20 protein-coding genes are annotated in these 19,701 nt (G+C 71.6%); 6 read left to right on the forward strand and 14 right to left on the reverse strand.

The window, feature by feature from the left end; genetic code table 11:
- The first annotated feature begins 1 nt into the window (after position 1).
- Positions 2–757, forward strand: a complete 756-nt coding sequence (locus BW996_RS11260; protein WP_037483227.1) for an ATPase — start codon at positions 2–4, stop codon at positions 755–757.
- A gap of 4 nt (positions 758–761) precedes the next feature.
- Here BW996_RS11260 and hisF read toward each other — a convergent pair whose 3' ends face one another.
- The 11 genes from hisF to BW996_RS11315 form a co-directional block, all read right to left on the reverse strand.
- Positions 762–1,541: an imidazole glycerol phosphate synthase subunit HisF gene (gene hisF, locus BW996_RS11265; protein WP_037483224.1), complete on the reverse strand. Its 780-nt coding sequence runs from the start codon at positions 1,539–1,541 to the stop codon at positions 762–764.
- A 5-nt stretch (positions 1,542–1,546) separates the two neighbouring features.
- The gene (hisA, locus tag BW996_RS11270; RefSeq protein ID WP_037483221.1) at positions 1,547–2,296 is read right to left on the reverse strand and encodes a 1-(5-phosphoribosyl)-5-[(5-phosphoribosylamino)methylideneamino]imidazole-4-carboxamide isomerase; all 750 of its coding nucleotides are present in this window, start codon (positions 2,294–2,296) and stop codon (positions 1,547–1,549) included.
- 67 nt (positions 2,297–2,363) lie between these two features.
- Complete coding sequence (hisH, locus tag BW996_RS11275; RefSeq protein ID WP_037483219.1) at positions 2,364–3,026, reverse strand: imidazole glycerol phosphate synthase subunit HisH; 663 nt, start codon at positions 3,024–3,026, stop codon at positions 2,364–2,366.
- A 1-nt stretch (position 3,027) separates the two neighbouring features.
- Positions 3,028–3,657, reverse strand: a complete 630-nt coding sequence (gene hisB / locus BW996_RS11280; RefSeq protein WP_051632049.1) for an imidazoleglycerol-phosphate dehydratase HisB — start codon at positions 3,655–3,657, stop codon at positions 3,028–3,030.
- A 14-nt stretch (positions 3,658–3,671) separates the two neighbouring features.
- On the reverse strand, positions 3,672–4,778 hold the full coding sequence (hisC, locus tag BW996_RS11285) for a histidinol-phosphate transaminase (protein WP_037483217.1): 1,107 nt from the start codon (positions 4,776–4,778) through the stop codon (positions 3,672–3,674).
- Positions 4,779–4,792: 14 nt separating this feature from the next.
- On the reverse strand, positions 4,793–6,115 hold the full coding sequence (hisD, locus tag BW996_RS11290) for a histidinol dehydrogenase (protein WP_037483215.1): 1,323 nt from the start codon (positions 6,113–6,115) through the stop codon (positions 4,793–4,795).
- Positions 6,116–6,145: 30 nt separating this feature from the next.
- Positions 6,146–6,787 (reverse strand): ATP phosphoribosyltransferase, encoded by a 642-nt coding sequence (hisG, locus tag BW996_RS11295; protein WP_037483265.1) that lies wholly within the window; start codon positions 6,785–6,787, stop codon positions 6,146–6,148.
- Between the two features lie 5 nt (positions 6,788–6,792).
- A complete protein-coding gene (gene murA / locus BW996_RS11300) occupies positions 6,793–8,061 on the reverse strand; it encodes a UDP-N-acetylglucosamine 1-carboxyvinyltransferase (RefSeq protein ID WP_037483213.1) in 1,269 nt (422 codons plus the stop codon).
- A 140-nt stretch (positions 8,062–8,201) separates the two neighbouring features.
- A complete protein-coding gene (locus BW996_RS11305) occupies positions 8,202–8,477 on the reverse strand; it encodes a BolA family protein (protein WP_037483211.1) in 276 nt (91 codons plus the stop codon).
- Between the two features lie 83 nt (positions 8,478–8,560).
- On the reverse strand, positions 8,561–9,340 hold the full coding sequence (locus tag BW996_RS11310; protein WP_037483208.1) for an ABC transporter permease: 780 nt from the start codon (positions 9,338–9,340) through the stop codon (positions 8,561–8,563).
- A complete protein-coding gene (locus tag BW996_RS11315; protein ID WP_037483207.1) occupies positions 9,337–10,248 on the reverse strand; it encodes an ABC transporter ATP-binding protein in 912 nt (303 codons plus the stop codon). Before BW996_RS11315 ends, BW996_RS11310 begins: the two co-directional genes overlap by 4 nt.
- A gap of 91 nt (positions 10,249–10,339) precedes the next feature.
- Between BW996_RS11315 and yghU the strand changes: the two genes are divergently transcribed.
- Together yghU and BW996_RS11325 are read left to right on the forward strand one after the other, a co-directional pair.
- A complete protein-coding gene (yghU, locus tag BW996_RS11320; protein WP_037483205.1) occupies positions 10,340–11,191 on the forward strand; it encodes a glutathione-dependent disulfide-bond oxidoreductase in 852 nt (283 codons plus the stop codon).
- 107 nt (positions 11,192–11,298) lie between these two features.
- Entirely contained in the window at positions 11,299–11,979 is a 681-nt protein-coding gene (locus BW996_RS11325) for a TetR/AcrR family transcriptional regulator (protein ID WP_037483203.1), read from the forward strand.
- A gap of 3 nt (positions 11,980–11,982) precedes the next feature.
- On the opposite strand, the gene recG is transcribed toward BW996_RS11325, so the two are convergent.
- A complete protein-coding gene (gene recG, locus BW996_RS11330; RefSeq protein WP_037483201.1) occupies positions 11,983–14,082 on the reverse strand; it encodes an ATP-dependent DNA helicase RecG in 2,100 nt (699 codons plus the stop codon).
- 59 nt (positions 14,083–14,141) lie between these two features.
- Here recG and queA point away from each other — a divergent pair, with 59 nt between their 5' ends.
- From queA to BW996_RS11345, 3 genes are all read left to right on the forward strand, one after another.
- Positions 14,142–15,260, forward strand: a complete 1,119-nt coding sequence (gene queA, locus BW996_RS11335) for a tRNA preQ1(34) S-adenosylmethionine ribosyltransferase-isomerase QueA (protein WP_051632048.1) — start codon at positions 14,142–14,144, stop codon at positions 15,258–15,260.
- A 108-nt stretch (positions 15,261–15,368) separates the two neighbouring features.
- On the forward strand, positions 15,369–15,743 hold the full coding sequence (locus tag BW996_RS11340) for a c-type cytochrome (protein ID WP_037483199.1): 375 nt from the start codon (positions 15,369–15,371) through the stop codon (positions 15,741–15,743).
- A gap of 92 nt (positions 15,744–15,835) precedes the next feature.
- The gene (locus BW996_RS11345; protein ID WP_139330844.1) at positions 15,836–18,328 is read left to right on the forward strand and encodes an ATP-binding response regulator; all 2,493 of its coding nucleotides are present in this window, start codon (positions 15,836–15,838) and stop codon (positions 18,326–18,328) included.
- Here the strand turns inward: BW996_RS11345 and BW996_RS11350 are convergent.
- Together BW996_RS11350 and BW996_RS11355 are read right to left on the reverse strand one after the other, a co-directional pair.
- A complete protein-coding gene (locus BW996_RS11350; protein WP_037483198.1) occupies positions 18,279–19,124 on the reverse strand; it encodes a Rossmann-like domain-containing protein in 846 nt (281 codons plus the stop codon). The genes BW996_RS11345 and BW996_RS11350 overlap by 50 nt on opposite strands.
- Before the next feature lie 79 nt (positions 19,125–19,203).
- A complete protein-coding gene (locus tag BW996_RS11355) occupies positions 19,204–19,689 on the reverse strand; it encodes a MaoC family dehydratase (RefSeq protein ID WP_037483196.1) in 486 nt (161 codons plus the stop codon).
- Between the last annotated feature and the right edge of the window lie 12 nt (positions 19,690–19,701).

The following is a 19,701-nucleotide window of genomic DNA, read 5'->3' on the forward strand; positions in this document are numbered from 1 at the left end:
CATGGGAGTCCCGCGCCTGCGGGTCTTCGCCGGCCCGAACGGCTCGGGCAAGAGCACGATCAAGGAGGCGCTGCGGCCGGAATGGCTGGGCGTCTATGTCAACGCCGACGAGATCGAGAAATCCATCCGCGGCCGAGGGCACCTCGACCTGGCCGACTTCGCGCTGGACGCCGCCGACATCGGGAGCCTGCACGCCTTCATGGCCGCCTCGACACTGCTGTCGCGCGATCCGGCTCTGCTCGTCGACGCGGCCCGGCTGGGCCTCGACGGCAGCCGGGTGACCTTCGGTGCGGTTCAGGTCAACTCCTACCACGCCTCGGTGCTGTCGGACTTCATCCGCCACCGGCTGCTGGCGCGTGGCCAGTCCTTCACCTTCGAGACAGTCATGTCCTCGCGCGACAAGGTGGACTTCATGGCCCGGGCGCGCGCGCATGGCTACCGCACCTACCTGTACTTCGTCGCCACCGACGACCCGGAGATCAATGTCGAGCGCGTGCGCAACCGCGTGCTCGGCGGCGGGCATCCGGTGCCACAGGACAAGATCCGCGAGCGCTACCACCGCTCGCTGGACCTGCTGCCGCAAGCCATCGACCAGAGCAGCCGCGCCTATGTCTTCGACAACTCCGGCGAGGACCGACTGCTGCTGGCCGAGATCACCGACGCGGGCGAGTCGCTGAGCCTGGAGACCGACGCGATCCCGCCCTGGTTCCAACCGGTGCTGGACCGCTACGCGTCCGACGAGGACGCGCCGGACTGAGCATTCAGATCCGCACCGGGATGCCGCGCGCGGCCATCAGCCGCTTGGCCTCGCCGACGGTGTGCTCGCCGTAGTGGAAGATGCTGGCGGCCAGCACCGCATCCGCCCCGCCCTGCTGCACGCCGTCGGCCAGGTGGTCGAGGTTGCCCACGCCGCCGGAGGCGATCACCGGCACCGGCACCGCATCCGCCACCGCGCGGGTGAGCTCCAGATCGAAGCCGATCTTGGTGCCGTCGCGGTCCATGCTGGTCAGCAGGATCTCGCCGGCGCCCATCTGCGCCATCTGCGCGGCCCAGGCCACCGCGTCGATGTGCATGTTCTTGCGACCGCCGTGGGTGTAGACGTCCCAGCCCGGACCCTTGGCGGCGAGGTCCTCGCCGACACGGCGCTTGGCGTCGATCGCCACGACGATGCACTGCGAGCCGTACTTGTCGCTGGCCTCGCGGATCACCTGCGGATTGGCCACCGCCGCCGAGTTGAAGCTGACCTTGTCGGCGCCAGCATTGAGCAGCCGGCGCACATCGGCCACCGTGCGCACACCGCCGCCGACCGTCAGCGGGATGAAGACCTGCGAGGCCACCGCCTCGATGATGTGCAGGATCAGGTCGCGGCCGTCGCTGGTGGCGGTGATGTCGAGGAAAGTCAGCTCGTCGGCGCCCTGGTCGTTGTAGCGCGCGGCGATGTCGACGGGGTCGCCCGCATCGCGCAGGCCGACGAAGTTGACGCCCTTGACGACACGGCCGCCGGTCACGTCCAGGCAGGGAATGATGCGCTTGGCCAGCATGGTGCTCAGCCCGCCACGCCGTTGAGCGCGTCGGCGCGGGCCTGGCCGGCCGCGAAGTCGAGGTCGCCGGTGTAGATCGAGCGGCCGCAGATGACGCCCTCGACGCCTTCCTTCTCGACCGCGCACAGCGCCTCGATGTCCTGGATGTTCGACAGGCCGCCCGAGGCGATCACCGGGATCTTCAGCGCCTGCGCCAGACGCACGGTGGCCTCGATGTTGATGCCCGAGAGCATGCCGTCGCGGCCGATGTCGGTGTAGATGACGCTCTCGACGCCATAGTCCTCGAACTTCTTGGCCAGATCGACGACCTCGTGGCCGGTGAGCTTGCTCCAGCCGTCGGTGGCGACCTTGCCGTCCTTGGCGTCGAGGCCGACGATGATGTGGCCGGGGAAGGCAGCGCAGGCGTCGCGCAGCAGGCCGGGGTTCTTGACCGCGGCGGTGCCGATGATGACGTAGCTGATGCCGGCGTCCAGATAGCGCTCGATGGTGTCGAGGTCGCGGATGCCGCCGCCGAGCTGCACCGGGATGCGGCCGCCCACCTCGGCCAGGATGGACTTGATCGCGCCGGCGTTGACCGGCTTGCCGGCGAAGGCGCCGTTCAGGTCGACCAGATGCAGGCGGCGGCCGCCGGCGTCGAGCCAGCGCCGCGCGATGACGGCCGGATCGTCCCCGAAGGTGGTGGAGTCGTTCATGTCGCCCTGTTTGAGGCGGACACACTTGCCGTCTTTGAGATCGATCGCCGGGATCAGCAGCATGGCTGGAAACGCAGAGGTTGCGGTTGAAGGGAGGGAAGGAGGCGCAGCAGGAGCCGATCGGCGCCGCTCAGGGCTTCCAGGACAGGAAGTTGCGGTAGAGCGCCAGGCCGTGGTCGGCGCTCTTCTCCGGGTGGAACTGGGTCGCGAAAATGTTATCCCGGGCCACCGCGCAGGTAAAGGCGTCGCCGTAGTCGGTCTCGCCGGCGGCGTGGCGCGCCTCGGCCGGGCAGGCGTGGTAGCTGTGGACGAAGTAGAACCAGGCCCCATCGGGCACGCCGGCCCAGACCGGGTGGACCGCGCCGTCATGCGCGATCTGGCGCACCCGATTCCAGCCCATCTGCGGCACCTTGAAGCGGCTGCCGTCGGGCTGCAGGCGCCCGTCCAGCCGGAAGCGGATGACGCGCCCCGGAATCAGCCCCAGGCCCGGCGTGTCCTGCTCCTCCGAGTGGTCGAGCAGCATCTGCATGCCGACGCACACGCCCATCAGCGGCTTCGAGGCGGCGGCCTCGAGCACCGCCTCCTTCAGGCCGGAATCGTGCAGCTCGCGCATGCAGTCGCGCATCGCGCCCTGGCCCGGCAGCACCACGCGCTCGGCCGCGCGCACGTCCTCGGGGCGCGAGGTGACGACCACCTCCAGGCCCGAGCCCTGCGCCACATGCATCACCGCCTGCGACACCGAGCGCAGGTTGCCCATGCCGTAATCGACGACGGCGACAGTTCGTTGGCTCATGTCAGAGGCATCCCTTGGTCGACGGAATCACGCCGGCCGAGCGCGGATCGGGCGTGATCGCCATGCGGATCGCGCGGCCGAAGGCCTTGAAGATCGTCTCGCACTGGTGGTGCGCGTTGTGGCCCTTCAGGTTGTCGACGTGCAGGCTGACCAGCGCGTGGTTGACGAAGCCCTGGAAGAACTCGAACACCAGCTGCGTGTCGAGCGCGCCGATCATGCCGGCGGTGAACTTCACGTCCATCGCCAGGCCCGGGCGGCCGGAGAAGTCGACCACCACGCGCGAGAGCGCCTCGTCCAGCGGCACGTAGGCGTGGCCGTAGCGGGTCAGGCCCTTCTTGTCGCCCACGGCCTTGGCCACCGCCATGCCCAGCGTGATGCCGACGTCCTCGACCGTGTGGTGGCCGTCGATGTGCAGGTCGCCGTCGGCCTCGATCTCCAGGTCGATCAGGCCGTGACGGGCGATCTGGTCGAGCATGTGGTCGAAGAAGCCGATGCCGGTCTTCAGGACCGACTTTCCGCTGCCGTCGAGGTTGACGCGCACGCGGATCTTGGTCTCGTTGGTGTCGCGGCGGATCTCGGCGATGCGGTCCGCGCCGGCACCGGCGGCCGGGGTCAGGGTGTCTGTGCTCATGGGGGGCTCGGGTCTCAGAGCGACGCGCGCAGCGCGGCGATCATGCGGTCGTTCTCGTCGGGCGTGCCGACGGTCAGGCGCAGGCAGTTGGCCAGCAGCGGATGCAGCGCGGCGACATGCTTGATCAGCACGCCCTGGCGCTTCATGCCCTCGAAGGCGGCCTTCGAGTCGGCCACCCGCACCAGGATCATGTTGGCCTCGCTCGGCCAGGCCTTCACGCCGGGCATCTCGCGCAGCGCCGCCTGCAGCCGCTCGCGCTCCTGGCGCAGCAGCGCGGCCTGGCGCGCGTACTCGTCGGCATGTTCCAGCGCGAACAGCGCCGCCTCGGCGTTGAGCACGCTGACGTTGTAGGGCGGGCGCACCTTGTCGATCTCGGCCACCAGCGCCGCCGGGCCGACCATGTAGCCCAGGCGGATGCCGGCCAGGCCGAACTTGCTCAGCGTGCGCATCACCAGCACATGGTCGAACTCGCCGGCGCGCGCCATCCACGAACGCGAGGCGAAGGGCTGGTAGGCCTCGTCGAACACAACCAGGCCGTTCTGGCGGCCGACCGCCGCGACGATGCGCTCGATCACCGCATCGTCGAACAGGTTGGCGGTCGGGTTGTTCGGGTAGGCGATGTAGGTGATGGCCGGGCGGTGCAGCTCGATGGCCTCGAGCATCGCGGCCTCGTCCAGCTCGAAGTCAGGCGTCAGCGGCACGCCGACGAACGCCAGCCCCTGCAGCTGCGCCGACATCGCGTACATCACGAAGCCCGGCACCGGCGCCAGAAGGGTCGCGCCGGGGCGGTCGCAGGCCATGGCCAAGAGCGAGATCAGCTCGTCCGAGCCGTTGCCCAGCATCAGCGCGCAGCCTTCGGGCAGGTCGATGTGCGCGGCCAGCGCGGCCTTCAGCTCGTCGATGCGCGCGCCGGGATAGCGGTTGATCGCCACCGCGCCCAGACGCCGGCCCAGCTCGGCCTGCAGCTCGGGCGGGAGCTGGAAGGGGTTCTCCATCGCGTCGAGCTTGACGAAGCCGGCGCTGGGCTGCACCGCATAGGCGTGCATGCCCTGCACATCGTTGCGCAGGATGGTCTGCAGGCGCTCGGGCAGCGCAGCAGCGGAAGACGAGGAAGCAGTCATCTCGGAACTCCGGTTCAGTCGGCGCGCTTCAGGCGGAACTCGGCGGCCTGCGCATGGGCCTGCAGGCCTTCGCCGTAGGCCAGCTCGGCGGCGATGGGGCCGAGCTGCTGCGCGCCGGCCTCGCTCACCTCGATCAGGCTGGAGCGCTTCTGGAAGTCGTAGACGCCCAGCGGCGAGCTGAAGCGCGCGGTGCCGCTGGTGGGCAGCACATGGTTGGGGCCGGCGCAGTAGTCGCCCAAGGACTCGCTGGTGTAGGCGCCGAGGAAGATCGCGCCGGCGTGGCGCAGCAGCGGCTCCCAGCGGTGCGGCTCGGCCGAGCTGACCTCGAGGTGCTCCGGCGCGATGCGGTTGCTGATCGCGCAGGCCTCCTCCATGTCCTTCGTCAGGATCAGCGCGCCGCGCCCTTCCAGGCTGGCGCGGATCACGTCGCGGCGCGGCATGCCCTCGATCAGCCGGTCGATCGCCGCCTGCACCTGGGCGATGTAGCCGGCGTCCGGGCACAGCAGGATCGACTGCGCCAGCTCGTCGTGCTCGGCCTGGCTGAACAGGTCCATCGCCACCCAGTCGGGCGGCGTGGTGCCGTCGGCCAGCACCAGGATCTCGGAGGGGCCGGCGATCATGTCGATGCCGACCTGGCCGAAGACGCGGCGCTTGGCGCTGGCCACATAGGCGTTGCCCGGGCCGGTGATCTTGTCCACACGCGGCACGGTGGCGGTGCCGTGCGCCAGCGCACCCACCGCCTGCGCGCCGCCGATCGTGAAGGCGCGGCTCACGCCCGCGACATAGGCCGCGGCCAGCACCAGCGGATTCTTCTCGCCGCGCGGCGTGGGCACGACCATGATGATCTCGGGCACGCCGGCCACATGGGCGGGAATCGCGTTCATCAGCACCGACGACGGATAGGCCGCCTTGCCGCCGGGCACGTAGATGCCGACGCGGTCCAGCGGCGTGACCTTCTGGCCCAGCAGCGTGCCGTCCTCGTCGCGGTAGGACCAGCTCAGGCCGCAGGCCTGGAGCTGGCGCTCGTGGTAGGCGCGCACGCGCCGGGCCGCGGCTTCGAGCGCGCTGCGCTGCGCCGGCGTGATGGCGTCGAAGGCGGCCTTGAGCTCCTCGCGGGTCAGCTCCAGCGCGGCCACAGAAGGCGCCTCCAGCCCGTCGAAGCGCGCGGTGTACTCGAGCACCGCCGCGTCGCCACGGGCCTGCACGTCGGCCAGGATCGCGGCGACGCGCTCCTCGATCGCATGATCCGTCTCCGCCGACCAGTGCAGCACGCGCTTGAACTCGGTCTCGAAATCGGCGCTGGCGGTGTTCAGGTGACGGACGGCGACGGGAGGCATGGCAGTTTCCGTGAGGATGAAGCGGGGGAATCAGTCTTTCGGTATCGCGGCGGCGAAGGCGTCGATCAGCGGACGCAGCCGGTCGCGCTTGAGCTTCAGCGCGGCCTGGTTGACCACCAGGCGCGAGGAGATCTCCATGAAGGGCTCGACCTCGACCAGGTGGTTGGCCTTGAGCGTCTTGCCGGTGGAGACCAGGTCGACGATCGCGTCGGCCAGGCCCGTCAGCGGCGCCAGCTCCATCGAGCCGTAGAGCTTGATCAGGTCGACATGCACGCCCTTGTCGGCGAAGTGCTGGCGCGCGATGGTGGTGTACTTGGTGGCCACGCGGATGCGCGAGCCCTGGCGCACCGCGGCCTCGTAGTCGAAGCCCTCGCGCACCGCCACGCTCATGCGGCAGCGCGCGATGTTCAGGTCCAGCGGCTGGTACAGGCCCTCGCCGCCGTGCTCGATCAGCACGTCCTTGCCGGCCACGCCGAGGTCGGCGCCGCCGTGGCCGACGTAGGTCGGCACGTCGGTGGCGCGCACCAGCACCACCTGCACGTCGGCGCGGTTGGTCGGCAGGATGAGCTTGCGGGACTTCTCCGGGTCTTCGAGCACCTCGATGCCGGCGGCGGCCAAGAGCGGCAGCGTCTCCTCGAAGATGCGGCCCTTCGACAGCGCGAGCGTGATCATGTCGCTCATCCCGGAATCCTTTCGATGTCGGCGCCGATGGCGCGCAGTTTCACTTCCATCGCGTCATAGCCGCGGTCGAGGTGGTAGATGCGGTCCACGGTGGTGGTGCCGTCGGCGACCAGGCCGGCGATGACCAGGCTGGCCGAGGCGCGCAGGTCGGTGGCCATGACGGTGGCGCCCGACAGCCGCGGGATGCCCTCGACGATGGCGGTGTGGCCGTCCACGGCGATGTGGGCCCCGAGGCGCACCAGCTCGTTGACGTGCATGAAGCGGTTCTCGAAGATCGTCTCGGTGACGCGCGCCACGCCCTCGGCGATGCAGTTCACCGCCATGAACTGCGCCTGCATGTCGGTCGGGAACAGCGGATGCTCGCTGGTGCGGAAGCTCACCGCCTTCGGGCGCTGGTGGGCGGCGACGCGGATCCAGTCGGCGCCGGCCTCGACCGTCACGCCGGCCTCGCGCAGCTTGTCGATCACCGCGTCGAGGTGGCTGGCGTCGGCACGGCGCAGCGTCACGTCGCCGCCGGTGGCCGCCACCGCGCACAGGAAGGTGCCGGTCTCGATGCGGTCCGGGATGATGCGGTGCGCCACCTTGGGCGCGTGCAGGCGCTCGACGCCGGTGATGCGCAGCCGGCTGGTGCCGCGGCCCTCGATCTGCGCGCCCATCGACACCAGCAGATCGACCAGATCGGTGATCTCGGGCTCCTGCGCGGCGTTCTCGAGGATCGTCTCGCCCTCGGCCAGCGTCGCGGCCATCAGCAGGTTCTCGGTGCCCGTCACCGTCACCATGTCGGTGGTGATGCGCGCGCCCTTCAGGCGGCGGGCGGTGGCGTGGATGTAGCCGTGCTCGACGCGGATCTCCGCGCCCATCGCGCGCAGGCCCTTGATGTGCTGGTCCACCGGACGCGAGCCGATCGCGCAGCCGCCAGGCAGCGACACCCGCGCGATGCCGAAGCGCGCCAAGAGCGGCCCCAGCACCAGGATGGAGGCGCGCATCGTCTTGACCAGGTCGTAGGTCGCCTCGGTCGAGGTGATGCTGGAGGCGTCCACGGTGACCACCGACGCGTCGGCCGGATCGCGCACCGAGCTGGCGCCGAGCTGCGCCAGCACCTTCAGCGTCGTCGAGACGTCCTTGAGCAGCGGCACATTGGCCAGCGTGACCGGCTCGGCGGTGAGCAGCGCGGCGCACAGCTCCGGCAGGGCGGCGTTCTTCGCGCCGGAAATCGTGACCTCACCCTGGAGGGTGCGGCCGCCGCGGATCAGGAGCTTGTCCATGGGCAGGCGTGGTGTGAGGGGAGCGGGGTGCGGGGAAGATGCGTCCGGCGGGGCCTGGGGCGGTGCGGACGATCGATCAGACGCCGGAAGGACCGGCCGGCCGGGCGCCCGCGCCGCGGCCTGCCGCCGCGCGCGGGTCGTCAGTGATGCGGATGAGCGGCCGGGGCGGCGCCGGACTGCGCGGCCCATTCGGCCGGCGTGAGCGTCTTCATCGACAGCGCGTGGATTTCCTCGCGCATGCGCTCGCCCAGGGCCTTGTAGACCAGCTGGTGGCGCGCGACGCGCAGCTTGCCCTCGAAGCTCGCCGAGACGATCGTCGCGAAGAAATGTCGGCCGTCGCCCTCGACATCGAGGTGCTCGCAGGGGAGGCCCGCGGCGATGTAGTCGCGGACCTGGGCGGGGGTGGGATCAGCCATGATGGGTCGGATTGTAGCGGCAGCGTGAAAAAGGAGCGCTTCGGCGTCGATGCGGGGGGCGGTGCGAGAGGGGCGACGCGGCCTCAGTGCCGCAGCTTGTAGCCGCTGGCCAGCAGCCGCAGCGCGATCGCCGCGACCACCACGAAGCTGGTGCCCACCACCGCCAGGCTGGTCCAGGGCGACACGTCGCTCACGCCGAAGAAGCCGTGACGGAAGCCGTCGATCATGTAGAAGAACGGGTTGAGGTGGCTCACCTGCTGCCAGACGCCGGGCAGCGAGTGCACCGAGTAGAAGACGCCCGAGAGAAACGTCATCGGCATGATGATGAAGTTCTGGAAGGCGGCGAGCTGGTCGAACTTCTCCGCCCACAGCCCGGCGATCAGCCCGAGCGTGCCCAGCATGCCCGCGCCCAGCAGCGCGAAAGCCAGCACCCACAGCGGCTCGGCCAGGCGCAGGTGCGCGAAGCCGGCGGTCACCGCCAGCACGCCCGCGCCCACCACCAGCCCGCGCACCACCGAGGCGCCGACATAGGCCACGAACCAGGCCCAGTGGCTCAGCGGGGCCACCAGCAGGAAGACCAGGTTGCCGGTGATCTTGCTCTGGATCAGGCTCGACGAGCTGTTGGCAAAGGCGTTCTGCAGCACGCTCATCATCACCAGGCCCGGCACCAGGAAGCTGGTGTAGCTGACCGCGTCGTAGACCTTCACATGGTCCTCGAGCACATGGCCGAAGATCAGCAGGTAGAGCAGCGCGGTGAGCACCGGCGCGGCCACCGTCTGGAAGCTGACCTTCCAGAAGCGCAGCACCTCCTTGCGGAACAGCGTGCCGGCCCCGGCAAGACGCGAACTGGCGACGGCGCTCATGTCCGGCCTCCCTGCATGATGTCCAGGAACACGTCCTCGAGGTCGGCGCGGCCGATCTCCAGGTCCTCGACGCGCACGCCGGCGGCGCGCAGCCGCGCCAGCAGCTGCTCGACCTCGGCGGCGTCGCGCGCCTTGAGCTGGGCGATGCGCCCGGTGATGCGCGCCTGCGCGGCCAGCTCGGCCGGCAGCGCGTCGTCGGTCTTGAAGCGCAGCATCGTGCTGGAGGCCGCGCCCAGCAGCGCGCTGGTGCGGTCCAGCGCGACGATGCGGCCCTGCTTGAGCATGGCGATGCGCCCGCACAGCGCCTCGGCCTCCTCCAGGTAATGCGTCGTCAGCAGCACGGTGTGGCCCTCGCGGTTGAGCCGGGCGACGAACTGCCACAGCGTCTGGCGCAGCTCGACGTCGACGCCGGCGGTCGGCTCGTCGAGCACGATCACCGGCGGGCGGTGCACCAGCGCCTGCGCCACCAGCACCCGGCGCTTCATGCCGCCCGAGAGCTGGCGCATGTTGGCGCCGGCCTTGTCGGCCAGGCCCAGGCCCTCGAGCAGCTCGTCGATCCAGGCCTCGTTGCCGGTCACGCCGAAGTAGCCGCTCTGGATCTTCAGCGCCTCGCGCACCGAGAAGAAGGGATCGAACACCAGCTCCTGCGGCACGATGCCCAGCGAGCGGCGCGCCGCGGCGTAGTCGGCCACCACCTCGTGGCCCATCACCTCGACCCGGCCGGAGGTGACGCGCGCCAGCCCCGCCAGGATGCTGATCAGCGTGGTCTTGCCCGCGCCGTTGGGCCCGAGCAGCCCGAAGAACTCGCCCTGCGCGATGTCGAGGCTGACGCCATCGAGCGCCTGCAGCGGGCCGCGCGGGGTCTGGAAGGTCTTACCGACCTGCTGGAAGGAGATTGCGGGGGTCATCGGGCGAGGATTGTAGGCAGCCGCCCCCGGTCCTGCAGGCGCGGCGCGCTTCCCGTAGAGTGGCCGGATCTGAACCTCCGGAAATCAGCCTATGACCGACTCGACCTGGACCCCGCCCGCGATCTGGACCTGGAATCAGGCCAGCGGCGGCAAGTTCGCCAGCATCAACCGCCCGGTGGCGGGCGCCACGCACGAGCGGGCGCTGCCGGTGGGCCGGCATCCGCTGCAGCTCTACTCGCTGGGCACGCCCAATGGCGTGAAGGTCACGGTGATGCTGGAGGAGCTGCTCGCGCTGGGCCACGCCGGCGCCGAATACGACGCCTGGCTGGTGAAGATCGGCGACGGCGAGCAGTTCGGCAGCGGCTTCGTCGAGGTCAATCCGAACTCGAAGATCCCGGCGCTGGTGGACCGCAGCGGGCCGGAGCCGATCCGGGTCTTCGAGTCCGGCGCCATCCTGGTGCATCTGGCCGAAAAGTTCGGCGCCTTCCTGCCCACCGCGCCGGCCGCGCGCGCCGAGTGCCTGTCGTGGCTGTTCTGGCAGATGGGCAGCGCGCCCTTCGTCGGCGGCGGCTTCGGGCATTTCTATGCCTACGCGCCGGACAAGCTCGAGTACCCGATCAACCGCTACGCGATGGAGACCAAGCGCCAGCTCGACGTGCTCGACCGGCTGCTGGCCACCCGGCGCCACATCGCCGGCGACGACTACACGGTGGCCGACATCGCGATCTGGCCCTGGTACGGGCAGATGGCGCAAGGCCTGCTCTACGGCGCGGGCGAATTCCTGCAGGTCGAGCAGTACACGCATCTGCGCCGCTGGGCCGACGAGGTGGGCGCGCGGCCCGCGGTGCAGCGCGGCCGGCGCGTCAACCGCACCTTCGGCGATCCGGCCGACCAGTGCCCGGAACGCCACGACGCCACCGACCTGGACCGACCTGGCGCCTGAGCCCGCAGTGGCGCGGCCGCGCGGGCACGCGCCCTGCAGAGACAAACCCGGGGCGATCAGGCACCAGGGCGGTGCTAGATTGGCGCCCGGAGACTCTGCAGAACATCATGACCGACCGCGCCAAGAAGCCCCCCCGGCGCACCGCCGAGCGCATCCTCGACCACACGCTGGCGCTGTTCAACCGCTATGGCGAGCCCAATGTCTCGACCAACGCGCTCGCGGCCGAGCTGGGCATCAGCCCCGGCAACCTGTACTACCACTACCCGGCCAAGGAGGCGCTGGTCAACGCGCTGGTCGGCCGCTACGAGCAGGCGCTGGCCGCCGCGCTGGCCGCCGCCGGCCCGGCCGACGATGCCGAGGGCGCCTGGCTGCTGGTGCCGGCGCTGCTGCGCCTGGCCTGGGACTACCGCTTCATCTTCCGCGATCTCAACGACCTGCTGACCCGCAACCGCCAGCTCGAGACGCGCTGCCAGGCGGCGCTGGCGCTGCAGCAGGCGGCGGTGCGCGAGCGCGTCGCGCGGCTGTGCATTCTCGACGGCGCGCCGATCGGGCCGGAGGATGCCGACGCGCTGGCCACCTCGATCATCGTGCTGCTGACCTACTGGCTGAGCTACGAGTACGTGCGCGACCCGCGCCGCGCGCTCGAGCCCGACAACGCCGACGCCGCGGTACGGCGCGGCACCCGTCAGGCGATGGCGCTGCTGTGGCCCTACCTGAGCGCGGAGCGCCGGCTGCAGCTGCGGCCGGGCCATGGCGGCCAGGCGGAAGCCCCCCGGCTGTCCGACTGACCATCAGGCCTTCAGGAACTCCATGCGCCCGCCCAGCCAGCGCTGGATGTGGGCTGCCGCGGCCGCCGGATGGCGCTCGAGCAGCGCCGGCGCCACCGCGCGGGCACGCTCGAGCAGCGTGCCATCCTGGCCCAGATCGGCGAAGCGCAGCAGCGCGTCGCCCGACTGGCGCGCGCCCATGAACTCGCCGGGACCGCGGATCTCCAGGTCGCGCCGGGCGATCTCGAAGCCGTCGGTGGTCTCGGCCATCGCCTTCAGGCGTTCGCGCCCGGTCGGCGACAAGGGCGAGGTGTAGAGCAGCACGCACACGCTGGCCACCGCGCCGCGCCCGACCCGCCCGCGCAGCTGGTGCAGCTGCGCCAGGCCGAAGCGCTCGGCGTGCTCGATCACCATCACGCTGGCGTTGGGCACGTCCACGCCGACCTCGATGACGGTGGTGGCCACCAGCACGCTCATGCGCCCGGACGAGAACTCCGCCATCACCGCCGCCTTGTCGCTGGAGGCCATGCGCCCGTGCAGCAGCCCGACCGCCACGCCGTCGAAGGCGGCGGCCAGCCGCGCGTGCGTCTCGGTGGCGTTCTGCAGGTCCAGCGCCTCGGACTCCTCGATCAGCGGCACCACCCAGTAGACCTGGCGGCCCTTGGCCACCTCGTCGCGCACCCGCTCGATGATCTCGTCGCGGCGGCCGTCGGCGAAGACGCGGGTGACGATGGGCGTGCGCCCGGGCGGCAGCTCGTCGATGGTGCTCACGTCCAGGTCGGCGAAGTAGCTCATCGCCAGCGTGCGCGGGATGGGCGTGGCGCTCATCATCAGCAGGTGGGGTTCGAGCGCCTGCTCGGCGAGCTTGCGCCGCAGCGCCAGCCGCTGCGCCACGCCGAAGCGGTGCTGCTCGTCGATCACCGCCAGACCGAGCCGCGCGAACTGGACCTCCTGCTGGATCACCGCATGCGTGCCGACCACCAGCGCGGCCTCGCCCGAGGCGACACGCTCGAGCATCGCCGCGCGGGCCTTGCCCTTGCGGCTGCCGGTGAGCCACGCCACGCCGATGCCCAGCGGCTCCAGCCACTGCAGCAGCTTGCGGAAATGCTGCTCGGCCAGGATCTCGGTCGGCGCCATCAGCGCGCACTGCCAGCCCGCGTCGATCGCCACCGCCGCCGACAGCGCCGCCACCACCGTCTTGCCCGAGCCGACATCGCCCTGCAGCAGCCGGTGCATCGGCTGCGGTCGCGCCAGATCGGCGGCGATCTCGGCGCAGACACGCTGCTGCGCGCCGGTCAGACCGAAGGGCAGCGCTGCCAGCAGGCGCGCGTGCAGGCTGCCCGGCGCGCCCTGCCCGTGCACGGCGGCCAGCACCGGCGCGCGCAGCCGGGCGCGCTCGCGCTGCGCCGTCAGCTGCGAGAGCTGCTGCGCCAGCAGCTCGTCGAACTTGATGCGCGCCCAGGCCGGATGGCTGCGCTCCTCGAGCTGCCAGGCCGAGGTGCCGACCGGCGGGTGATGCAGCAGCTGCAGCGCATCGCGCAGCGCCGGCAGGTCGCGCGGCACCACGCCGGCGGGCAGCACCTCGTCGAGCGGCGCGCGGCGCAGGCCGGACTCGACCGCCTTGCGCAGATACGCCTGCGGCAGCTGCGCGCTGGCCGGATAGACCGGCGTGAGCGCCTCGGCCAGCGGCGCGCCGCCCTCGGGCACCGCCTTGAAGACCGGATGCACCATCTCGCGGCCGAAGAAGCCGGCGCGCACCTCGCCGCGCGCGCGCACCCGCGCGCCCACCGCCAGCGTCTTCTGGTGCGACGGAAAGAAATGCACGAAGCGCAGCACCAGCTCGGCGCGCCCCTCGACCAGGCGCACGACCAGCTGGCGGCGAGTGCGCGACTCGACCACACACGAGCTCACCACGCCCTCGACCTGCGCGGTGTCGCCCTCGCGCAGCGCGGCGATCGGCGTCAGGCGGGTCTCGTCCTCGTAGCGCAGCGGCAGGTGCAGCGCCAGGTCGATGTCGCGCACCAGGCCGAGCTTGTCCATCGCCCGCTGCGGGGCGGACTTCGCTTCAGGCTTCGGGGACGGCGCCGGGGCAGCAGCAGAGGAAGGCGTCGAGGGCACGGACAAAGGGAAAAGGGAATCGTTATATTCTGCCCCCCCTTCGCCGCGCCCTTCAAGACGACGCCATGACCGCCTACACCGTCGCCGACTTCGACTTCGACCTGCCCCAGGAGCTGATCGCCCAGCACCCGGCCCCCGAGCGCAGCGCCTCGCGCCTGCTCGACGGGCGCACGCTGCCGGCCACCGAGCGGGTGTTCCGCGAGCTGCCCGACCTGCTCTCGCCCGGCGACCTGCTGGTGTTCAACGACACCCGGGTGATCCGCGCGCGCCTGCACGGCGCCAAAGACACCGGCGGCAGCGTCGAGGCGCTGGTCGAGCGGGTGCTGCCCGGCGCGGCGGACGGCCGCCACGAGGTCTGGGCGCACCTGCGCGCGAGCAAGTCGCCGCGCGCCGGGCAGACGGTGCACTTCCGCAATGCCGCCGGCCAGAGCTTCCCCGCCGAGGTGCTCGGGCGCTGCGGCCCGGAGAACGGCCTCTTCCACCTGCGCCTGCCCGGCGACGCGCTGGCGCTGCTGGAGCAGTTCGGCCATGTGCCGCTGCCGCCCTACATCACCCACGCCGACGACGAGGACGACGCGCGCCGCTACCAGACGGTGTTCGCGCGCGTGCCCGGCGCGGTGGCCGCGCCCACCGCGGCGCTGCATTTCGACGAGGGCGTGCTGGCGGCGCTCGAAGCCCGCGACGTGCGCCGCGCCAGCGTGACGCTGCATGTGGGCGCGGGCACCTTCCAGCCGGTGCGGGTCGAGTCGATCGCCGACCACCGCATGCACAGCGAATGGTTCGAGGTGCCGCAGGCCACCGTCGACGCCATCACCGAGACCCGCGCGCGCGGCGGGCAGGTCATCGCGGTCGGCACGACGACGCTGCGCTCGCTCGAATCGGCCGCGCTGGGCACGCCCGACCGGCTGCCGCGCGCTGGCGCCCGCGACACCGACATCTTCATCACGCCGGGCTTCGACTTCCGCGTCGTCGACCGGCTGGTGACCAACTTCCACCTGCCGCGCAGCACGCTGATGATGCTGGTCAGCGCCTTCGCCGGCTTTGATACGATCCGCACGCTCTACGCCGACGCGATCGCGCGCCGGATGCGCTTCTTCAGCTACGGCGACGCGATGCTGCTCCAGCGTGCAGCATCTGCCGGCAACGACGGCGATCCATCTGGCAACAGCGCTGTGCCACGCTGACAAAAGCCACCGCACGCTTGATCTTGCGCAACCTTGGGGCGCGGCACGCCACTACCTTGGAGGCATCCGATTCAACCCGCGGCCGAAGCCGCGACTCCAGGAGCCACCATGAAGACCCGCACCCAAGCCCTCGCCGCGATCGCCCTGCTCGCCAGCGGCGCCGCCCTGGCCGACAAGGCGAAGGATGACGCAATGCTGGCGCTCGCCACCAAGAGCGGCTGCATGACCTGCCACCACATCGAGCCGGGCGCCAAGGGTCCGGACGGCCTGGCGCCGATCGGCCCGGCCTGGAAGGATGTCGGCGCCAAGTACAAGAGCGACAAGCAGGCCTCCGACACCCTGACCCAGATCGTGCTGAAGGGCTCCAACCCCTACGACAGCCACTGGAAGGGCAAGGCCTCCGGCCTGGCCATGCCGCCCAATGCGGTCGCCATCAAGGAAGCGGATGCCCGCGATCTGGTGAAGTGGATCCTGGCGCTCTGAAGTACCCTGAAGCGCTGCCGAGGCGCTGACGGCAGCGGCCGGCTCTGCGATCATCGGCAGCGCCGATGACCGCTCCGCCCCCTCCCCCGCCCTTGCCATCGCATGGCGCCCGCTCCGCCACGCTCGCCCTGATCCGCTCCAGCCCGCGGCTCAGGGCCGGGCTGCTGTTGCTGGGCGGACTGATCCTGACCGCGCTGGCGGTGGCGCTGGTCCTGCTGCTGGCCGGCCCGGACGATGCACGCGGCATGGGCACCACGCCGGCCCCCCTCGCGGACGGGCGGGCGCCGGGCGCCGCACCGATGCAGATGATCGAGCTGAGCGAGGCCGAGTTCCGCCTGCGCCCGCGTGATGCCTGGCAGCCGGTGCCGCTGCCCGACACCTGGGCGCGGCGAGGTCTGGCCAATACCGGTCTCGGTCACTACCGCATCGCGTTCACGCTGGGCGCGCGCCCGGCGGGCCTGTGGGTGCTGTGCATTCCGCGCATGAGCCGGGTGCACGAGCTGAGGCTCAACGGCGAGCTGCTCGGCGGTGCGCTGATCGATCCCTTCGATCGCCCGCCCGGCGACACCGGGGGCCGCGACCATCTGGTCAGCGTGCCGCCCCACCTGCTGCAGCCAGGCCTCAACCGCATCGAGCTGTCGGTGGTCCACAGCCGCAATGCCGGCCTGTCGATGCTGATGCTCGGCCCGGCGCAGGCCCTGCCGACCGGCGCCCGGCTGATCCACCAGATGACCTGGATCCCGAGCAGCCTCTATCTGGTCGGCGCCGGCCTGGCGGTGTTCATGCTGGCGATCTGGTGGCGCCGACCCAGCGAGCGCATCTGCGGCCAGTTCGGGCTGATCTGGATGCTCTGCATCCTGATGCATCTGCTGGTGCTGCTGTCGCCGCCGCAGCCCGACGCCGTGCATGACGGCCTGCTGCTGCTGCTGCAGATCGGCGCGCTGGCGCTCGGGGCCTCGATCGCGCTGCGGCTGAGCGGCCGGCTGCAGTCGACCAGCGCCGGCGTCGCCCAGGCGACGCTGCTGCTGATGGTGGCGCTGGCGCTGTGGGGGGCGCTGACCGGCGTGCTCGACGAGGTCCGCCTCTGGCTGCACCCGGTGCTGATCCTGGTCTGCGCGCTGCTGATGCCGCTGGCCTGGAGCGGCTGCCGGCGCCTGCCGGGGCCGGCGCGCCTGCTGCTGGCCGGCCTGCTGGCGGCGCTGCTGATCGCCGCCGGCCATGATCATCTGGTCTGGATGGGACTGAGCTCGGTGATGGACCACTACTGGCTGCCGCAGGCGCTGCCGCTGGCGCTGCTGGCGATCGGCAGCCTGATGATCCGCCGGCTGGTCGAGGCGCTGCGGCAGGTCGAGCAGCTCAACGCCGACCTGGAGCGGCGGGTGGCCGAGCGCACCGCCGCGCTGCAGCAGGCCAACCAGGCCAAGACCCGCTTCCTGGCCTCGGCCAGCCATGACCTGCGCCAGCCGGTGGTGACGATCAGCCTGCTGATCGACCTGCTGCGCGAGCAGGTGCCCGCCCCGCTGCGGCCGATGACCGACCGGGTCGACGAGGCCGTCTCCTCGATGGAGGATCTGCTCAAGGGTCTGCTCGACCTGTCGCGGCTGGAGGCCGGCACGGTGCGCCCGCGCCCGCAGCCGGTGGCGCTGCAGCCGCTGTTCGACGCGATCGCCGCGCACGAGGGCGAGACCGCACGGCGCAAGGGCCTGAAGCTGCGCTTCCGGCCCAGTGACGCCACCGTGGTGTCCGACCCGGTGCTGCTGGAGCAGATCCTGCGCAATCTGGTCAGCAACGCGGTGCGCTACACCGAGCGCGGCGGCGTGCTGGTCGGCGTGCGCCGCCGCGGCGAGCGGCTGCAGCTCGACGTGATCGACACCGGGGTCGGCATCGCGCAGGAGGACCAGGACGCGGTCTTCGAGGAGTTCGTCCAGCTCGACACCCCGATCGGCAGGCCGCGGCGCGCCCTGGGCGACAGCAGCCGCGGCCTGGGGCTGGGCCTGTCGATCGTCCAGCGCAGCTGCGCGCTGCTGGGCCATCGGCTGCTGCTGAACTCGCGCCCCGGGCGGGGCAGCCGCTTCTCGGTGCAGCTCGACAGTGCCACGCCGCTGCCGGCGCTAGCGGTGCCGGCCCTGCCGCGCAGGCTGCCGCTGCAGGGCCTGCGGCTGACGGTGGTCGAGGACGAGCCGGCGGTGCAGGACGCGCTGCGCGCCCGCCTGCAGGCCTGGGGCGCGGTGGTGCAGTGCCATGACGGACTGGCGCCGCTGCGCCACCAGCTCGCGCAGCGCCCGCGCGGCCACAGCGGCATCGACCTGCTGATCACCGACCACCGGCTGCGCGGTGCCAGCGGGCTGGATGTGGTCGAGGCGGTACGCAGCTACGGCGGACCGGTCCCGGTGCTGGTGATCACCGGGGACACCTCGCCGGGCGATCTCTCGCTGCTGTCAGCCAGCGGGCTGCAGGTGCTGCACAAGCCCTTCCGCGCCGAGGCGCTGCTGGCGGCGATCGAGCAGGTGCTGGCCACCGCCGAGACCTTCGCGATCACAGCCGCGCGAGCAGCGCCGGGCAGTCCGGCCAGTCGTCGCGGCTGAAGGCGAACTTGCGCGAGACCTCGCCCAGGCCGCGGCCGGCACGCACCGCATCGATCGCGCCGGCCGGATCGGTGATCCAGCGCCCGCCGAGCTGGGTGACACCGCGCGCGAACAGCGCATCGGGCAGGCAGCCGGCGCTCGGGCCCAGCAGCGCCAGATGACGCGCATGGCGCAGGCGCGGCAGCAGCGCCTCGAGGCTGCCGTTGATCAGCGTCGTGGCGGTGCAGACGATGCGCGGGCAGTCCTGCAGCGCCGCCGGGTCCAGCGTCACCGTCAGCGCGCCACGCCGGCCGGCCAGCTCGGGCTGCAGCTCCAGCACCGTCAGCCGCAGGCCGGCCTGCAGCAGCGGCGCCACCATCGGCGTGAACAGCCCGACCATGCCGAGATGCTCGCCCGCAAGCGGCGCGGGCCGGCCCCAGGGATCGCCGCCGCGCGGCACCTCCAGCCCGGCGCGCTCGACCAGCCAGCGCGACAGCGCGCCCAGCGCCGCCCACGCCACCACCCGGCGCGCGCCGCGCGCAGCCCCGAACGAGGCGGCCAGCGCCAGCGCGTCCGCGCCCGCGAGCGCCTCGGTGCCGTGGCCGAGCAGCAGCGCCTCGTGATCGTCGTCGAGCATGACGTAGGCGGCCCCGGGCGTGCCGTCGTCGAGCTCGAGCAGGCAGAACTCGCCGCGGCCGGCCCGGCGCGCCGCCTGCACCGCCTCGCGCGGCGGCAGGTGCAGCGCGCGCACCTTCGGCAGCGCGAGGCGCTCGGCCACCGCACGCAGCGGGGCCACCAGTTCATCGTCAAGGCTCATGGCGCAGGCTCTCCGGGTCCGGACGCAAGGACAGGAGCCGGAGCATAGCGGCGCCCGCGGCGCCGCCCCCTGCGCTGCGTCAGGCCTCGGCCGGTGCGGCGGCCGCCGCGGCCGTGCGGGCCTGGGCCTGCTCGCGCTTGACCAGCGAGCCGACCTTGATCAGCGCCTCGCCGTCGATCACCACCGTGCCCTTGACGGTGCAGACCGTCTCGAGCAGCACGCGGCAGCGCTCGGGCTGGACCTCCTTGACCCGCACCGTCGCATGCACCGTGTCGCCCGGGCGCACCGGCGCCTTGAAGCTCATGCGCTGGTCGAGGTAGATCGAGCCCGGGCCGGGCAGCTTGTTGGCCACCGCGGCCGAGATGACGCTGGCGGTCAGGAAGCCGTGGGCGATGCGGCCCTTGAACGGCGTGCCCTGCGCGAACTCCTCGTTGGTGTGCACCGCGTTGCCGTCGCCGGACACGCCGGCGAACAGCACGATGTCCGCCTCGGTGATGGTCTTCGAGAAGGTCGCGGTCATGCCGACGCGCAGGTCCTCGATGTCGTGGCCTTGAAGATCGTTCATCGCCGTCTCCCC

It is taken from the genome of Sphaerotilus natans, from assembly GCF_900156335.1.
Taxonomy (GTDB): domain Bacteria; phylum Pseudomonadota; class Gammaproteobacteria; order Burkholderiales; family Burkholderiaceae_C; genus Sphaerotilus; species Sphaerotilus natans.

Excerpts from the sequence above, each read along its gene's own strand:
- BW996_RS11260 (WP_037483227.1), top strand. The coding sequence starts at position 2 with ATGGGAGTCCCGCGCCTGCGGGTCTTCGCCGGCCCGAACGGCTCGGGC.
- hisF (WP_037483224.1), bottom strand. The coding sequence starts at position 1,541 with ATGCTGGCCAAGCGCATCATTCCCTGCCTGGACGTGACCGGCGGCCGT.
- hisA (WP_037483221.1), bottom strand. The coding sequence starts at position 2,296 with ATGCTGCTGATCCCGGCGATCGATCTCAAAGACGGCAAGTGTGTCCGC.
- hisH (WP_037483219.1), bottom strand. The coding sequence starts at position 3,026 with ATGAGCCAACGAACTGTCGCCGTCGTCGATTACGGCATGGGCAACCTG.
- hisB (WP_051632049.1), bottom strand. The coding sequence starts at position 3,657 with ATGAGCACAGACACCCTGACCCCGGCCGCCGGTGCCGGCGCGGACCGC.
- hisC (WP_037483217.1), bottom strand. The coding sequence starts at position 4,778 with ATGACTGCTTCCTCGTCTTCCGCTGCTGCGCTGCCCGAGCGCCTGCAG.
- hisD (WP_037483215.1), bottom strand. The coding sequence starts at position 6,115 with ATGCCTCCCGTCGCCGTCCGTCACCTGAACACCGCCAGCGCCGATTTC.
- hisG (WP_037483265.1), bottom strand. The coding sequence starts at position 6,787 with ATGATCACGCTCGCGCTGTCGAAGGGCCGCATCTTCGAGGAGACGCTG.
- murA (WP_037483213.1), bottom strand. The coding sequence starts at position 8,061 with ATGGACAAGCTCCTGATCCGCGGCGGCCGCACCCTCCAGGGTGAGGTC.
- BW996_RS11305 (WP_037483211.1), bottom strand. The coding sequence starts at position 8,477 with ATGGCTGATCCCACCCCCGCCCAGGTCCGCGACTACATCGCCGCGGGC.
- BW996_RS11310 (WP_037483208.1), bottom strand. The coding sequence starts at position 9,340 with ATGAGCGCCGTCGCCAGTTCGCGTCTTGCCGGGGCCGGCACGCTGTTC.
- BW996_RS11315 (WP_037483207.1), bottom strand. The coding sequence starts at position 10,248 with ATGACCCCCGCAATCTCCTTCCAGCAGGTCGGTAAGACCTTCCAGACC.
- yghU (WP_037483205.1), top strand. The coding sequence starts at position 10,340 with ATGACCGACTCGACCTGGACCCCGCCCGCGATCTGGACCTGGAATCAG.
- BW996_RS11325 (WP_037483203.1), top strand. The coding sequence starts at position 11,299 with ATGACCGACCGCGCCAAGAAGCCCCCCCGGCGCACCGCCGAGCGCATC.
- queA (WP_051632048.1), top strand. The coding sequence starts at position 14,142 with ATGACCGCCTACACCGTCGCCGACTTCGACTTCGACCTGCCCCAGGAG.
- BW996_RS11340 (WP_037483199.1), top strand. The coding sequence starts at position 15,369 with ATGAAGACCCGCACCCAAGCCCTCGCCGCGATCGCCCTGCTCGCCAGC.
- BW996_RS11350 (WP_037483198.1), bottom strand. The coding sequence starts at position 19,124 with ATGAGCCTTGACGATGAACTGGTGGCCCCGCTGCGTGCGGTGGCCGAG.
- BW996_RS11355 (WP_037483196.1), bottom strand. The coding sequence starts at position 19,689 with ATGAACGATCTTCAAGGCCACGACATCGAGGACCTGCGCGTCGGCATG.